Below are 14,761 nucleotides of genomic sequence, written 5' to 3'. Positions count from 1 at the left end.
GGGGTGATACACCTTGGCCAAGATTCTCGTGGTTACATCCGGCAAGGGTGGTGTGGGCAAGACCACCACCAGCGCCGCCATCGGTACCGGTCTCGCACTGCGCGGCCACAAAACAGTTATCGTCGACTTCGACGTCGGCCTGCGTAACCTCGACCTGATCATGGGTTGCGAACGTCGCGTCGTTTACGACTTCGTCAACGTAGTCAACGGCGAAGCCAACCTGCAGCAAGCGCTGATCAAGGACAAGAAGATCGAAGGTCTTTATGTCCTCGCTGCCAGCCAGACCCGTGACAAAGACGCGCTGACCAAGGAAGGCGTGGAAAAAGTCCTGATGGAACTCAAGGAAACCTTCGAGTACGTCGTCTGCGACTCCCCTGCCGGTATCGAAACGGGCGCTCACCTGGCGATGTATTTCGCCGACGAAGCCATCGTTGTGACCAACCCGGAAGTGTCTTCGGTTCGTGACTCGGACCGCATGCTGGGCCTGCTGGCCAGCAAGTCCCGTCGCGCCGAGCGTGGCGAAGACCCGATCAAGGAGCACTTGCTCCTGACCCGTTACAACCCCGAGCGCGTGAGCAAGGGCGAGATGCTGGGCGTGGAAGACGTCAAGGAGATCCTCGCGGTGACCCTGCTGGGCGTGATTCCGGAGTCCCAGGCCGTACTCAAGGCGTCCAACCAGGGCGTGCCGGTCATCCTTGATGATCAGAGCGACGCTGGCCAGGCGTACAGCGATGCCGTTGACCGTCTGTTGGGCAAGGACCGTGAGCACCGCTTCCTGGACGTACAGAAAAAAGGATTTTTCGAACGCCTGTTCGGGGGTAACTGATGAGCATTTTTGACTTCTTTCGTGCCAACAAAAAGCCCAGCACCGCGTCGGTAGCGAAAGAGCGTCTACAGATCATCGTGGCGCATGAACGCGGCCAACGCAGCACCCCGGATTACCTGCCTGCCTTGCAGAAGGAGCTGGTCGAGGTGATCCGCAAGTACGTCAATATCGGCAACGATGACGTGCATGTCGCCCTTGAAAACGACGGCAGCTGCTCGATTCTGGAACTGAATATCACCCTGCCTGATCGTTGATCGAGAAGGCAGTCGCCACGGCGGCCCGGTTGCCTGAATCCCTTGGCGGAATCAGGCAAGCGCGCCGCCGTTGGCGTTCCTGAAGACCTGTTTTCTGCGCCGCGATGGCTGTTTCGATCGTGCGGCGCCCGTTTGAGTGATGAGGCGTTCAATGCCGCTGTCCAACGTTCATATCCTCCATCAGGACGACGCTGTCCTGGTGGTGAACAAACCCACCCTGCTGCTCTCGGTCCCTGGTCGCGCTGACGATAACAAGGACTGTCTGATTACCCGCCTGCAGGAAAACGGCTACCCCGAGGCGCGCATCGTCCATCGCCTGGACTGGGAAACCTCCGGGATCATTTTGCTGGCCCGTGACGCGGACACCCACCGTGAGTTGTCCCGGCAGTTTCATGACCGCGAGACGGAGAAGGCCTATACGGCACTGGCCTGGGGTCAGCCCGACCTGGACAGTGGCAGTATCGATTTGCCGTTGCGCTACGATCCGCCGACCAAGCCGCGTCATGTGGTGGATCATGAGTTCGGCAAGCATGCGTTGACGTTCTGGAAGGTGCTGGAGCGGTATGACACCCATTGTCGGGTTGAGTTGACGCCGATCACGGGGCGTTCGCATCAGTTGCGGGTGCATATGTTGTCAATCGGGCATCCGTTGCTGGGCGATGGTTTGTATGCCCATCCGGAGGCCCTGGCGGCGTATCCGCGGTTGTGTCTGCATGCGAGCATGCTGGCATTTACCCATCCAGGGACGGGCGAGCGGATAAGGTTTGAGTGTCCGGCGCCGTTTTGATGGTTGTTGTGGCTCTGCCTAACGGCAGAGCTGTTTCGCCTTCGGCGAGTTACTTTTAAAAAGCACTAAAAGTAACCAAAAGTGCCTGCTCTCGGCTGGGTCCCTCCTCCGTCGGGATTCCCTCACTCCGACGATGCTCCGTGGGCCCGCGCCGAACGGACATCCATGTCCTGACGGCGCTCTCGCCGCATCCATGCGGCTCGACCCACTCCGCACCGCCTGCGCTCGGCCTGCACCAAAGTCGCGTTTTGCGGTGTCTGGACTTTTTGTGTAGGAAGATCAAGAGCGGCAACAGCAACAGCAACAGCAACAGCATTTGCGAGCAAGCTCGCTCCCACGGGGAGAGAGCCAGGCCAGCAAAATAGTCAGCGCCCACACCGGCCTCTTCCCGGCTAAAGCCGGTCCTACAAAAAGCACACTGCGTACCCCCGTAGGACCGGCTTCAGCCGGGAAGCTTTTGATCTTGATCTTGATCTCAAACACAAGAGTTTCAGACGACATCAATCGCGACTTGGGTGCAGGCTGAACGCAGGTTTCGCGGAGTAGGCCGAGCCGCATGGATGCGGCGAGAGCGCCGTCAGGACATGGATGTCCGTTCGGCGCGGGCCCACGGAGCGAGACCGGAGTGAAGGAACCCGACGAAGTCGGGCCAAACCGAGAGCAAGCACCCTTGGTTACTTGGGGTGCTTTTCCAAGTAACTCGCCGAAGGCGAAACAGTCTGCCCCCAGGCAGACGCTTTTGATCTTAAGGATCTTGATCTTGATCTTGATCTCGATCAAAACACCTTTTGGCCTGTAAACTCCCGACCATTGCTGCCTGGAGTAACCTATGCGCGAAGAGTTGAATCAGGGCCTTATCGATTTCCTGAAGGCCTCCCCCACCCCCTTCCATGCCACCGCCAGCCTGGTCCAACGCCTCGAAGGCGCCGGCTACCAGCGGCTCGACGAACGCGAGCCTTGGTACACCGAAGCGGGCGGCCGCTACTACGTCACCCGCAACGACTCCTCCATCGTCGCCTTCAAACTCGGCCGCCTGTCGCCCCTCACCGGCGGCATTCGCCTCGTCGGCGCCCACACCGACAGCCCGTGCCTGCGCGTCAAACCGCAACCCGAACTGCAACGTCAGGGCTTCTGGCAACTGGGCGTCGAAGTCTACGGCGGCGCCTTGCTTGCGCCATGGTTTGACCGCGACCTCTCCCTCGCCGGCCGCGTCACCTTCCGCCGCGACGGCAAAGTCGAAAGCCAGCTGATCGACTTCAAGCTGCCCATCGCGATCATCCCCAACCTCGCGATCCACCTCAATCGCACCGCCAACGAAGGCTGGGCGATCAACCCGCAGACCGAACTGCCGCCGATCCTGGCCCAAGTCGCCGGTGACGAACGCCCTGACTTCCGCGCCCTGCTGACCGATCAACTGGCCCGCGAGCACGGCCTGAATGCCGACGTCGTTCTCGACTACGAACTCAGCTTCTACGACACCCAAAGCGCCGCCGTCATCGGCCTCAACGGCGACTTCATCGCCGGCGCCCGGCTCGACAATCTGCTGTCCTGCTTCGCCGGGCTGCAAGCGTTGCTCAATGCTGATGGTGACGAGACCTGCGTGCTGATCTGCACCGACCACGAAGAAGTCGGCTCGACGTCCGCCTGTGGCGCCGATGGCCCGATGCTCGAGCAAGTGCTGCAACGTCTGCTGCCGGAAGGTGACGACTACGTCCGCACCATTCAGAAATCCCTGCTGATCTCCGCCGACAATGCCCACGGCGTGCACCCCAACTATTCCGAAAAGCACGACGCCAACCATGGCCCGAAACTCAACGCCGGCCCGGTGATCAAGGTCAACAGCAACCAGCGCTACGCCACCAACAGCGAAACCGCCGGTTTCTTCCGTCACCTGTGCATGGCCGAAGAAGTCCCGGTGCAAAGCTTCGTCGTGCGCAGCGACATGGCCTGCGGCTCGACCATCGGCCCGATCACTGCCGGCCACCTCGGCGTTCGCACCGTCGACATCGGTCTGCCGACCTTCGCCATGCACTCGATCCGCGAACTGGCCGGCAGCCAGGACCTGGCGCATCTGGTGAAGGTGTTGTCGGCGTTCTATGCGAGTGCCGAGTTGCCGTAATCTCCCGAATCACGTTGCGGCGCAAGCCGCAATGCGCAAAAGCTTCAAACGCGGGAAGCTAAAGGCCACGGAGGCCTGGATTTGATCTCGCGTTTTTTGTGCACGCCCGGCAACCCAAATTAAACAGCGCACACCCGACACCCATATCAAATGGAAATACATGCTATCGCGACTTAATCTAAACGTGACAGCCATGTATCTGGACGCCATGCATATCGCTAACCTAGAGTTGAAATGCGTTCACCATCAATGCAAAAGGAAAAGCATCATGGCTAATCAAAACAGTGGTTCGACAAACAAACCCATTATAGTGATCATCCGCTCTGTCGGCGAAGACATTGAAAGAGGTGGATCCTGCGGCGCCAATGTAGATTTGTATGGTAGTGCGGAAAAAAACGTCACGATCGAAATCAAAGATCAAACAGCTATATTATCTGCTACGCAATCAGATCAATACGGCGCGTGGAAGGTCACACTTGATAACCTTCAACATGGCTTACATGTGTTTGCTGCAGGCGATGCGGCAAGCGGAACTGTGTCGGACAGCTATGAAGTAGGTTATCCAAAACCACCAGAGCCAAATTAATAATATCTTTAAAGGAGTTTGATTTATTTACTCTTTCTCCCGCCTTTTTCAGAGAATAGATTAATGACGGTGATGCACCGTAAATAATTCAGCCCCCTTCTAAAGGGGATAATTGAATCAGTGGCGTTGAGCGCAGGCCGATCCATTTCCTTCACAGGTCATGGAAACGGCCTGCACATCGCGCTGTCCCGGACTTCACAATTCCCCCTCGCCACACCCCCCATCCCCTCGTAAACTCATCCGCCTCTGCTTGACCCGGCATGGCTCCCAAACCACGCCATCCCAAGCGCCTGTCTATTCGAGGTCTGTTTCCAGGTGATCGCTCCCACCCGCCTTTCCGTTCTGCCCCGCCTGTTTTTGCTCTGCCTGCTGGCGCTGTTCCCGTTTGCGTTGACCCACGCCGCTGGCCTGCCAAGTCTGCTCAGTGGCGGCGACAAGACGCAGCCTCAGGCCCAGGAACCGCTGGGGCAGTCCCTGGACGAGGTCATCACGTCGCTGGAAAACGATCAGCAGCGCAGCAAGTTGCTGCAAGACCTGAAAAAGCTAAGGGACGCCACCAAAAAAGCGCAGCCAACCGTGGAGCAAGGCGTACTGGGCCTCATCGGCAGCTCGCTTGCCGAGCTGGAAAAACAGTTCACCGGCACCGACAGCCCGCTCAGCCGCTGGGCGGATGAGGCGGGGATGGCTGAAGACGAGCTGATGGCGCTGATGCTGCCGGCCAACCAGTGGTGGCCGATCATCTGGGGCTTTGCCGTGGTGCTGGCGATCTGGGGCCTGCTGGCGGCGGCGTTGATCTGGCTGGGCCACAAGGTGCGCTTGCGCTTCGGCCTTTCCGCCGAGCTTCCGCAGCACCCGCGCCTGTCGGACATGCTGCGCTTCGCGCTACGCAAGCTGGGCCCTTGGCTGGTGGCGCTGGTCATCACGATCTACCTGAGTTATTCGCTGCCGCCGTCGCTCGGCCGCGATCTGGCGATGGTGCTCGCTTACGCGTTGGTCGTTGGCACGCTGTTCTCGGCGGTGTGTGTTATCGCGTTTTCACTGCTGGACGGGCCGCACCGGCATCGGGCGCTGTACATCCTGCGGCATCAGGCGTTTCGGCCGCTGTGGTGGATCGGCAGCTTTGCCGCGTTCGGCGAGGCGTTGAGCGATCCGCGCCTGGTCGCCAGCCTTGGCGTGCACCTGGCGCACACCGCCGCAACCCTGGCCAATGTCATGGCCGCGCTGTCCACCGGCCTGTTCATCATTCGTTTCCGGCGCCCGATCGCACACCTGATCCGCAACCAGGCCCTGGAGCGCCGCCTCAAACGCCGCGCCCTGAGCGACAGCATCGAGGTCCTCGGTACGTTCTGGTACCTGCCGGCGCTGGTACTGGTGGGCGTCTCCCTGTTCGCCACGTTTTTCTCTGCGGGCGACACCAGCACTGCATTACGTCAGGCCCTGATCTGTACAGTGCTGCTGGTGATGTGCATGGTCATCAACGGCCTGGTGCGGCGTCATTCACTCAAGCCAAGCCACGCTCACAAGCGTCACGCCCTGTATTCGGACCGCCTGAAGAACTTCTTTTATACCGTTGCGCACATGCTGATCTGGCTGGTGTTCATCGAACTGGGCCTGCGAGTCTGGGGTTTGTCGTTGATTGGCTTCGCCGAAGGCGACGGCCGCGACATCAGTCTGCGGCTGATCGGCCTGGCGGCCACGCTGATGTTTGCCTGGCTGATCTGGATTCTTGCGGACACGGCGATTCATCACGCCCTCACCCGCTCGCGCAAGGGCCTGGCCAATACCCGCGCGCAGACCATGATGCCGCTGATCCGCAACGTGCTGTTCGTGACCATCTTCATCATCGCGTTGATCGTCGCGCTGGCGAACATGGGCATGAACGTGACACCGCTGCTGGCCGGTGCCGGTGTGATCGGTCTGGCCATCGGTTTCGGCGCCCAGTCGCTGGTGGCGGATTTGATCACCGGGCTGTTCATCATCATCGAAGACTCCCTGGCCATCGACGATTACGTGGACGTCGGCGGCCACCTGGGGACCGTGGAAGGCCTGACCATTCGCACGGTGCGCCTGCGCGACATCGACGGCATCGTCCACACCATCCCGTTCAGTGAGATCAAGAGCATTCAGAACTACTCGCGGGAGTTCGGTTACGCGATCTTCCGCATCGCCATCCCGTCGAGCATGAACATCGATGACGCCCTGAAGATGATCCGCGACGTCGGCCAGAAGATGCGCACCGACCCACTGCAACGACGCAACATCTGGTCGCCGCTGGAGATTCAGGGGGTGGAGAGTTTCGACGCGGGCAACGCCATTCTGCGCGCGCGCTTCAAGACCGCGCCGATCAAGCAGTGGGAAGTGTCGCGGGCGTTCAATCTCTCGCTCAAGCGTTATCTGGATGAAGCGGGGATGGATCTCGCGACCCCTAGATTGAGCGTGCAGGTCAACACCAATGGTGGCAGCGTAAGTGAGGTGCGTGGGAAGAAGGGTGACCCGGCAGGCTGATGTGTCAGTGTCAGCCTGTCGACCATCGCTGAGAGTGACGCTTGGTGGAGCCTCTGTCGGAAATCGGCCTCGGGGCTATCTCGCTGATGACCCAAAACACGATTCAGAACTCCCACATGCCGGGGCAGCTACTCAAACGTAAACGTATCGACTAAAAACCAATCTCCGCGAGCCGTTTTAAATACCATCTCTCTAATACCCACGGCAGAGAATGTACTTTCAGTCACATAGGGGCTCTCGGGGGGTAATACCACTATCCCCAATGGCGAACCCTCATGATTATAAAAAGATACCTGGTGATCCCTCTCGTTCGTAGCGCGGCACCAAAAACTCACTTTAGAGCAACTCCCTCTCAACTTCACACTGACGGTCTGACCCGGTGGCTTTGGATTTCCGCCAGTAAATTTTGCATGGAAGTTCAGCGTCTGCCTTTCTATCTTTCCGGGATAATTGGTGCCCGCAGGCAAGATGCCTACATTACCCACACCTTCTAAAAACGTAATCGTCATCATCGGCGTTTCGATGCTTTGACCAACTGAGATCATGGTATCTGGAAGCGAATCGAAATTCTCAACGCCCACCAGCGCACGCTCAACCTGTAAGGCCCACGGGTCGGAAACAGTCGTACCGTCTGCTGTCTTTGCAATAAAGCTGTGAGCCCCCTCCTCCAGCCCTGAAACATTCTTTTCCCACACGCGGCCGCTCACTGGGACAAATCCCAGCGAAACACCGTTATCAAACAACTCCACCTGGGCATCGGCGTTGCTGTCAGCCCCGTTGGCTTCTTTTAACTGGACCTGCCGCTCCATAATGAATTCCTTTCCATGGCGTTAGCTGAATGATGGATAACGCTATCAGTGTGACGCAATACATGCATTTGGCAACGGCAGCTCAAGAACCCGCGAATGAGCAAACGCAGCCAGAGATCCGATCATGCGACATGATTCACTTTAAAAATCATAAACATAAAGAATAAAGCTATTCAAATTCGAAATAATGTTAATTTCAAATTGATCTTATAAGCATAAATTAAGGGCCAAGCAGAGCGCCTGATGTGGAGTACGAAGCTCACAACACAACTTCACCAAAGGAATTCAAATATCCGCCACCACTGCGCTCACGTGAATCGCGTCGTGGCGCCAATATTCCAGATCGCAATCGATCAGCCGGCCGCGCTGGTCGTGATTGACCCGGGCGATGCGCAGGCCCGGGCTGCCGATGGAGACTTTCAGCGCTCCCGCCGCTTCCATGGGCAGCGCGGTGGGCACCATTTCGAAACGCACTTGGCCATAGCGAATGTCGTAATGGCTGGCGTAGAGCTCGGTCAGCGACTGGTTCAGGTCCAGATCAAGGATCTGCGGGAAGTAATCGGGGTTGAGGTAGTGCTCGACATAGAGCACCAGCCGTTCATCAATGCGACGGGCGCGGCAGATCTGGATCACGCTGGACAGCGCCGGCAGCTGCAGTAACCCGCAGATGACCGCCGAGGCCGGTTGCAGCCGCGCGGATATCACCTGGGTCGCGGGCACCCGCCCCTGAGCCTGAACCATCGCGTGAAAGTGGCTGCGGCGCATCAGGTCATAGGCCAGTCGCGGCGGTGAAATGAACCAGCCGCGCCGCTCCTCGCGGTAGATCAAGCCCCGCGCCTCAAGCTGCACCAATGCCTCGCGCAAGGTAATGCGGGTGGTATCGAAGACCTCGCTCAGCTTGCGCTCGGCCGGCAACTTGCTGCCCGGCGGCAGCAGACCGTGCTCGATCTGCTCTTGCAGCGCATTGCAGATGGTCGTCACCGCTCGGGGCATTTCTTCGCGCATTGCGTTACCTATCTGGACTAGACCAGCGCTATTTAAGGGCAAGGTCGCTCGCTGACTGGCCCGTTTCGGTGCTCCAGAGCCTAGGCAGCGTAGATGACCGTTGCGTGACATTCCAGCCGGGAGCGGCGGCAACGCCGGACTTCAGGAAATCGTCAGGGCCTTTCAGATCAGGCGCTTGAGCATGGTCTACGCTCATTTCACAGCGATTGCCCGGGTTGTGGCTTGCTCCAGCAAGAGTCGGTCCAGACACGAAAGCGTCATGTTACTGGCCTAACTTGGCTCAGGTATTGCTGACCTAGACCAATCATCCGCAACGAACACTTCTATGAGTCCGTCGAGAAGTGCACAAAGGAGCTTCGAATGAAACACCTTTTGCTGGCATCACTCCTGGGTTCGGCCATCGCGCTGAGCACGTCGGCCATGGCCGCCGACACCGACCTCAAAACCCTCGAAGCCGCGGCCAAGGCCGAAGGCGCGGTCAACAGCGTGGGCATGCCCGATGACTGGGCGAACTGGAAAGGCACCTGGACCGACCTGACCGCTAAATACGGTCTGGTGCACATGGACACCGACATGAGTTCGGCTCAGGAAGTGGCCAAGTTCGATGCGGAAAAAGACAACGCCAGCGCCGACATCGGCGACGTGGGTGCCGCCTTCGGCCCGATCGCTGTCGCCAAGGGCGTCACTCAGCCCTACAAGCCGAGCACCTGGGCGCAAGTGCCTGACTGGGCCAAGGATAAGGAAGGCCACTGGGCGCTGGCCTACACCGGCACCATCGCGTTCATCGTCAACAAAAAACTGTTGCACGGCTCCGACGTACCGACCAAATGGGCTGATCTGAAAAACGGCAAGTACAAGGTCACCATCGGTGATGTCAGCACTGCGGCCCAGGCTGCCAACGGCGTACTGGCCGCTGCGATTTCCATGAAAGGCGATGAGACCAACCTCGCGCCGGGCCTGCAACTGTTCACCGAACTGGCTAAACAAAAGCGCTTGGGCATCAACAACCCAACGATCCAGTCGATGGAAAAGGGCGAAGTGGAAGTGGGCGTGGTCTGGGACTTCAACGGCCTGAGTTACAAGGCCAAGATGACCAATCCTGACGACTACGTGGTACTGATCCCGTCCGACGGCTCGGTGATCTCGGGCTACACCACGATCATCAACAAGTACGCCAAGCACCCGAACGCCGCCAAGCTGGCCCGTGAATACATCTTCAGCGACGCCGGGCAGATCAACCTGGCCAAAGGCAACGCACGCCCGATCCGCGCCGAGCACCTGACATTGCCGCCAGAGGTCCAGGCCAAGCTGCTGCCTAACGAGCAGTACAAGAACGTGACGCCGATCAAAGACGCTGCGGCCTGGGAAAAATCCTCGAAAGCCCTGCCACAGCAGTGGAACGAGCAAGTCATCGTCGAGATGCAGTAATCCTCAACGGCTAACGCAGCCCCCTTGTAGGAGTGAGCTTGCTCGCGATGTCGGTGTGTCACTCGACCTGTCTGTCGCAGGCATACCGCGATCGCGAGCAAGCTCACTCCTACAGTGATGTTTGGCGATCCACCCTCCGGAGATGCCATGAAACACAACGTCATCCTCATCCTGCTGGACGGCCTGAGTTACAGCGTGGCGCAACATGCGATGGGGCATTTGCTGGCCTACCGAAACGCAGGCCGCGCGGCGTTGTACAAACTCGAATGCGAACTGCCGTCGCTGTCCCGCCCGCTGTATGAATGCATCCTGACCGGCGTGGCGCCCATCGACAGTGGCATCGTGCACAACCAGGTTTCCCGGCTTTCCAGCCAGCGCAGCGTGTTTCACTACGCCACCGACGCCGGGCTGACCACTGCCGCTGCCGCGTACCACTGGGTCAGCGAGCTGTACAACCGCAGTCCGTTCATTGCCGCACGCGACCGCCACACCGACGATGCCGAATTACCGATTCAGCACGGGCACTTCTACTACGTCGATCACTACCCCGATTCCCACCTGTTCGACGACGCCGAGCATCTTCGAACAGCGCACGCGCCGCACTTCTTGTTCGTCCACCCGATGAACATCGATGACGCCGGCCACAAGCACGGCCTCGACACCCCGCAGTACCGCAACAGCGCGCGTACCGCCGACATCATTCTCGCCGAGTACCTGCAGCGGTGGCTGGATGCGGGCTATCAAGTGCTGGTGACCGCCGACCACGGCATGAACAACGACCGCTCCCACAATGGCGTGCTGCCGGCAGAGCGCGAAGTCCCGCTGTTCGTGCTCGGTGACGCCTTCAGCCTCGACCCCGAGGCGCGACCGAAACAGAGCGAGATCTGCGGCACCGTCTGCGCGCTGCTCGGCGTACCCCACGACAAACCCTTGTGCAGAGAGGTGCTCAAGTGAATTCACTAAGTCGCGGCAAATGGCTGGGGCTGTTGTGCCTTGTGCCGTTTGCGGTTTTTTTCATCGCGTTTCAGATCGCGCCGCTGGCCTGGGTGGCGATCAACAGCCTGCAATCAGACGCCGGCTGGGGCATCGACAACTTCATCAAGGCGTTCAATTCGCGTTTCTACCGCCAGGCCATGCAGTACAGCCTGGAGATCAGCTTCTGGTCGAGCCTGATCGGCATCATCATCGCAATCCTGGGCAGTTATTCCCTGCGCAAAGTGCCGTCGCGGCTGAGGGATTTCGTCAGCGCCTTCGCCAACATGACCAGTAACTTTTCCGGCGTCCCGCTGGCGTTTGCCTTCATCATCCTGCTCGGTTTCAACGGCGCGCTGACGCTGATTCTGAAACAGGCCGGGATCATCGATGACTTCAACCTGTACTCGAAAACCGGCCTGATCATCCTTTACACCTACTTCCAGATCCCCCTGGGCGTGCTGCTGCTCTACCCCGCTTTCGACGCGCTGCGCGAAGACTGGCGCGAGTCGGCGTCACTGCTGGGCGCCAGCGGCTGGGATTTCTGGCGGCACATCGGCATTCCGGTGCTGACCCCAGCGCTGCTCGGCACCTTCGTGATCCTGCTGGCCAATGCACTGGGCGCCTACGCCACGGTGTATGCGCTGACCACTGGCAACTTCAACGTCTTGCCGATCCGCATCGCGGCGATGGTGGCGGGCGACATCACGCTGGACCCGAACATGGCCAGCGCCCTGGCGATGATTCTGGTGGGGATGATGACGCTGGTGACCGTCGTGCATCAGTGGCTGTTGAAGAGGAGCTACCATGTCTCGCGCTGAACGCCGCCCGCCGGGGCTCTACCACCGCGTCGTGGTGTACCTGCTATTTCTGATCCTGCTCGCGCCGCTGCTGGGCACCTTTGTGTATTCGATCGCCACCAGTTGGTCGGCGACGATTTTGCCCGACGGCCTGACCTATAAATGGTACGTCGCGCTGTGGAGCGATCCGCGGTTTCTGCGCGCGTTTGGCCAGTCGCTGCTGGTGTGCGTCGGCGCGCTGGCGCTGTCGGTGGTGCTGATTCTACCGCTGCTGTTCGTTGTGCATTACCACTTTCCCAAGCTCGACGCGCTGATGAACATCCTCATCCTGCTGCCCTTCGCGGTGCCGCCGGTGGTGTCCTCGGTGGGCCTGTTGCAACTCTACGGTTCGGGACCACTGGCGATGGTCGGCACGCCGTGGATTCTGATCGGCTGTTATTTCACCGTGGCGCTGCCGTTCATGTACCGGGCGATCACCAACAACCTGCAAGCGATCAATCTGGTGGACCTGATGGACGCCGCCCAGTTGCTCGGCGCCAACACCTTTCAAGCCGCGTTTCTGGTGGTGCTGCCGAACCTGCGCAAGGGCCTGATGATTGCCCTGCTGCTGTCGTTCTCGTTCCTGTTCGGCGAGTTCGTGTTCGCCAATCTGCTGGTCGGCACCCGCTACGAGACCCTGCAGGTGTACCTGAACAACATGCGCAACAGCAGCGGTCACTTCAACAGCGCGCTGGTGATTTCCTACTTCTTTTTCGTACTGCTGCTGACGTGGGCGGCCAACCGACTGAACAAGGACAAAGACTGATATGAGCTTCGTCAGTGTCGAAAACCTGCAGAAGAATTACGGCAGCACGGCGGTCTTCAGCGACATCAATTGCGACATCCAGAAAGGCGAGTTCGTCACCCTGCTCGGCCCGTCCGGGTGCGGCAAGTCCACCTTGCTGCGCTGCATCGCGGGGCTGACGCCTGTGACCAGCGGCAGCATCTTCCTTGACGGCAAGGACCTGGTGCCGGTGTCGCCGCAGAAGCGCGGCATCGGCATGGTGTTCCAGAGCTATGCGCTGTTTCCCAACATGAACGTGGAGCAGAACGTCGCGTTCGGCCTGCGCATGCAGAAAGTCAGTACCGACGAAATGAAGCAGCGGGTGGCCGAGGTGCTGAAGCTGGTGGAGCTAAACGAGTTCGCCACGCGCTACCCGCATCAGCTCTCGGGCGGGCAATGTCAGCGTGTGGCATTGGCGCGTTCGCTGGTGACCCGCCCTCGCCTGCTGCTGCTCGATGAGCCGCTGTCGGCCCTCGATGCGCGCATCCGCAAACACCTGCGCGAGCAGATCCGTGCGATTCAGCAGGAGCTGGGCCTGACGACGATTTTCGTGACCCACGATCAGGAAGAAGCGCTGACCATGTCCGACCGGATTTTCCTGATGAATCAGGGCCGAATCGTGCAGAGCGGCGACGCCGAAACCCTGTACACCTCGCCGGTCGATGCGTTCGCTGCCGGCTTCATCGGCAACTACAACCTGCTGGAAGCCGACGCCGCCAGCCGCCTGATGCAGCGCCCGATCAACAGCCGCGTGGCGATTCGCCCGGAAGCGATTCAATTGAGCCTGACCGGTTCGCTGGAAGGCGAAGTGCGCAGCCACAGCCTGCTGGGCAACGTGATCCGCTATCGCGTCGAAGCCCGGGGTGTGGAACTGGTGGTCGACGTGCTCAACCGCTCGGCCAGCGACTTGCACCCGAACGGCCAGCGCGTCACCCTGCACATTGAAGCGTCGGCGTTGTGTGAAGTCGCATGAATTAGACGCCAACCCTGTAGGAGCGTGGCTTGTCCCGCGATCGGCGGGGAACCCGTCGTGAAACCTACGACGAAGGTCAGAATGACACACCGCATTGGCCTGGGTTGCCGCCGGTTCCCGGCAGATCGCGGGACAAGCCACGCTCCTACAGTTGATCTGCGTGTGAATGATTTAAGAGGACAGTTTTAATGGCTTTAGCAATTTTCGATCTGGACGAAACCCTGATCCACGGTGACTGTTCAAGCCTGTGGAGCGAGCAGATGGGGCGTTTGGGCTGGGTCGACCCCGAGTGGTTCATGAAGAAAGACCACGAACTGATGGAAGCCTACGGCAAGGGCGAGCTGGCCATGGAAGATTACATGGCGTTCAGCCTGGACCCGATGGTCGGGCGCACGCCTGAGGAAGTGGATTTTCTGGTGGGGCCGTGGGTTGAGGATTACATCGAGCCGATCATTTTCAGCGACGCGACCAAGGCCATCGCCGAACACCGCGCCGCCGGGGATCGCATCCTGATCATCTCGGCGTCGGGGGTGCATCTGGTCAAGCCCATTGCCGAGCGCATCGGCGTTGATGAAGTGCTGGCCATTGATCTGGACGTCGCCCACGGCGTCTACACCGGCAAGACCACCGGCGTGCTCACCTACCGCGAAGGCAAGATCACCCGCTTGATGGCGTGGCTGGATCAGGAAGGCGAGAACCTTGAGGGGGCGAGTTTCTATTCGGACTCACGCAATGACCTGCCGCTGCTGCAGAAGGTCGACTTTCCCCATGCGGTGAACCCGGACCCGGCGCTGCGTGAAGCAGCAGAAAACGCGGGATGGCCGATTCACCACTGGAAGTAATCCATTCGCCCGCCCAAGGCATTCACGTTGTG

At 59.6% G+C, this 14,761-nt stretch carries 14 protein-coding genes; 12 read left to right on the top strand and 2 right to left on the bottom strand.

Annotated features, from left to right (window positions below; translation table 11 throughout):
* The first annotated feature begins 13 nt into the window (after positions 1-13).
* From minD to QWI18_RS20820, 6 genes are all read left to right on the top strand, one after another.
* On the top strand, positions 14-826 hold the full coding sequence (gene minD / locus QWI18_RS20845) for a septum site-determining protein MinD (protein WP_037013830.1): 813 nt from the start codon (positions 14-16) through the stop codon (positions 824-826).
* A complete protein-coding gene (gene minE / locus QWI18_RS20840; protein ID WP_037013831.1) occupies positions 826-1,080 on the top strand; it encodes a cell division topological specificity factor MinE in 255 nt (84 codons plus the stop codon). Before minD ends, minE begins: the two co-directional genes overlap by 1 nt.
* Positions 1,081-1,231: 151 nt before the next feature.
* Positions 1,232-1,867: an RluA family pseudouridine synthase gene (locus tag QWI18_RS20835; protein WP_192135484.1), complete on the top strand. Its 636-nt coding sequence runs from the start codon at positions 1,232-1,234 to the stop codon at positions 1,865-1,867.
* An 829-nt stretch (positions 1,868-2,696) separates the two neighbouring features.
* On the top strand, positions 2,697-3,986 hold the full coding sequence (locus QWI18_RS20830; RefSeq protein ID WP_192132015.1) for a M18 family aminopeptidase: 1,290 nt from the start codon (positions 2,697-2,699) through the stop codon (positions 3,984-3,986).
* A 268-nt stretch (positions 3,987-4,254) separates the two neighbouring features.
* Positions 4,255-4,572, top strand: a complete 318-nt coding sequence (locus QWI18_RS20825) for a hypothetical protein (RefSeq protein WP_192132017.1) — start codon at positions 4,255-4,257, stop codon at positions 4,570-4,572.
* A gap of 315 nt (positions 4,573-4,887) precedes the next feature.
* Positions 4,888-7,077 (top strand): mechanosensitive ion channel family protein, encoded by a 2,190-nt coding sequence (locus QWI18_RS20820; protein ID WP_342214616.1) that lies wholly within the window; start codon positions 4,888-4,890, stop codon positions 7,075-7,077.
* A 128-nt stretch (positions 7,078-7,205) separates the two neighbouring features.
* On the opposite strand, the gene QWI18_RS20815 is transcribed toward QWI18_RS20820, so the two are convergent.
* Both QWI18_RS20815 and QWI18_RS20810 read right to left on the bottom strand, forming a co-directional pair.
* Positions 7,206-7,886: a hypothetical protein gene (locus tag QWI18_RS20815; protein WP_192132018.1), complete on the bottom strand. Its 681-nt coding sequence runs from the start codon at positions 7,884-7,886 to the stop codon at positions 7,206-7,208.
* A 285-nt stretch (positions 7,887-8,171) separates the two neighbouring features.
* Positions 8,172-8,891 carry a UTRA domain-containing protein gene (locus QWI18_RS20810; RefSeq protein ID WP_065986856.1) on the bottom strand — a complete coding sequence of 240 codons (720 nt, stop codon included), beginning with the start codon at positions 8,889-8,891 and terminating at the stop codon, positions 8,172-8,174.
* A 360-nt stretch (positions 8,892-9,251) separates the two neighbouring features.
* Here QWI18_RS20810 and QWI18_RS20805 point away from each other — a divergent pair, with 360 nt between their 5' ends.
* The 6 genes from QWI18_RS20805 to QWI18_RS20780 all read left to right on the top strand — a co-directional run bounded on the left by QWI18_RS20805 (position 9,252) and on the right by QWI18_RS20780 (position 14,729).
* A complete protein-coding gene (locus QWI18_RS20805) occupies positions 9,252-10,319 on the top strand; it encodes an ABC transporter substrate-binding protein (RefSeq protein WP_065986855.1) in 1,068 nt (355 codons plus the stop codon).
* Positions 10,320-10,466: 147 nt separating this feature from the next.
* Positions 10,467-11,273 (top strand): alkaline phosphatase family protein, encoded by an 807-nt coding sequence (locus QWI18_RS20800; protein WP_192132020.1) that lies wholly within the window; start codon positions 10,467-10,469, stop codon positions 11,271-11,273.
* Positions 11,270-12,112, top strand: coding sequence for an ABC transporter permease subunit (locus tag QWI18_RS20795; RefSeq protein WP_065986853.1), 843 nt, complete (start codon positions 11,270-11,272; stop codon positions 12,110-12,112). The genes QWI18_RS20800 and QWI18_RS20795 overlap by 4 nt, the downstream gene beginning before the upstream one ends.
* Positions 12,099-12,896: an ABC transporter permease gene (locus QWI18_RS20790; RefSeq protein ID WP_065986852.1), complete on the top strand. Its 798-nt coding sequence runs from the start codon at positions 12,099-12,101 to the stop codon at positions 12,894-12,896. The genes QWI18_RS20795 and QWI18_RS20790 overlap by 14 nt, the downstream gene beginning before the upstream one ends.
* A gap of 1 nt (position 12,897) precedes the next feature.
* Positions 12,898-13,887, top strand: a complete 990-nt coding sequence (locus QWI18_RS20785; RefSeq protein ID WP_296309303.1) for an ABC transporter ATP-binding protein — start codon at positions 12,898-12,900, stop codon at positions 13,885-13,887.
* A gap of 188 nt (positions 13,888-14,075) precedes the next feature.
* A complete protein-coding gene (locus QWI18_RS20780) occupies positions 14,076-14,729 on the top strand; it encodes an HAD family hydrolase (protein ID WP_369319730.1) in 654 nt (217 codons plus the stop codon).
* Positions 14,730-14,761: the final 32 nt, after the last annotated feature.

Source organism: Pseudomonas sp. W2Oct36 (assembly GCF_041060465.1).
Taxonomy (GTDB): Bacteria; Pseudomonadota; Gammaproteobacteria; order Pseudomonadales; family Pseudomonadaceae; genus Aquipseudomonas; species Aquipseudomonas graminis_B.
This window is presented reverse-complemented; position numbering and strand designations above follow the sequence as displayed.

Bases quoted from the DNA above. Each gene is read 5' to 3' on its own strand.
- QWI18_RS20825 (WP_192132017.1), top strand. From the start codon at position 4,255: ATGGCTAATCAAAACAGTGGTTCGACAAACAAACCCATTATAGTGATC.
- minE (WP_037013831.1), top strand. From the start codon at position 826: ATGAGCATTTTTGACTTCTTTCGTGCCAACAAAAAGCCCAGCACCGCG.
- QWI18_RS20815 (WP_192132018.1), bottom strand. From the start codon at position 7,886: ATGGAGCGGCAGGTCCAGTTAAAAGAAGCCAACGGGGCTGACAGCAAC.
- QWI18_RS20835 (WP_192135484.1), top strand. From the start codon at position 1,232: ATGCCGCTGTCCAACGTTCATATCCTCCATCAGGACGACGCTGTCCTG.
- QWI18_RS20800 (WP_192132020.1), top strand. From the start codon at position 10,467: ATGAAACACAACGTCATCCTCATCCTGCTGGACGGCCTGAGTTACAGC.
- QWI18_RS20790 (WP_065986852.1), top strand. From the start codon at position 12,099: ATGTCTCGCGCTGAACGCCGCCCGCCGGGGCTCTACCACCGCGTCGTG.
- QWI18_RS20780 (WP_369319730.1), top strand. From the start codon at position 14,076: ATGGCTTTAGCAATTTTCGATCTGGACGAAACCCTGATCCACGGTGAC.
- QWI18_RS20805 (WP_065986855.1), top strand. From the start codon at position 9,252: ATGAAACACCTTTTGCTGGCATCACTCCTGGGTTCGGCCATCGCGCTG.
- QWI18_RS20830 (WP_192132015.1), top strand. From the start codon at position 2,697: ATGCGCGAAGAGTTGAATCAGGGCCTTATCGATTTCCTGAAGGCCTCC.
- QWI18_RS20810 (WP_065986856.1), bottom strand. From the start codon at position 8,891: ATGCGCGAAGAAATGCCCCGAGCGGTGACGACCATCTGCAATGCGCTG.
- QWI18_RS20785 (WP_296309303.1), top strand. From the start codon at position 12,898: ATGAGCTTCGTCAGTGTCGAAAACCTGCAGAAGAATTACGGCAGCACG.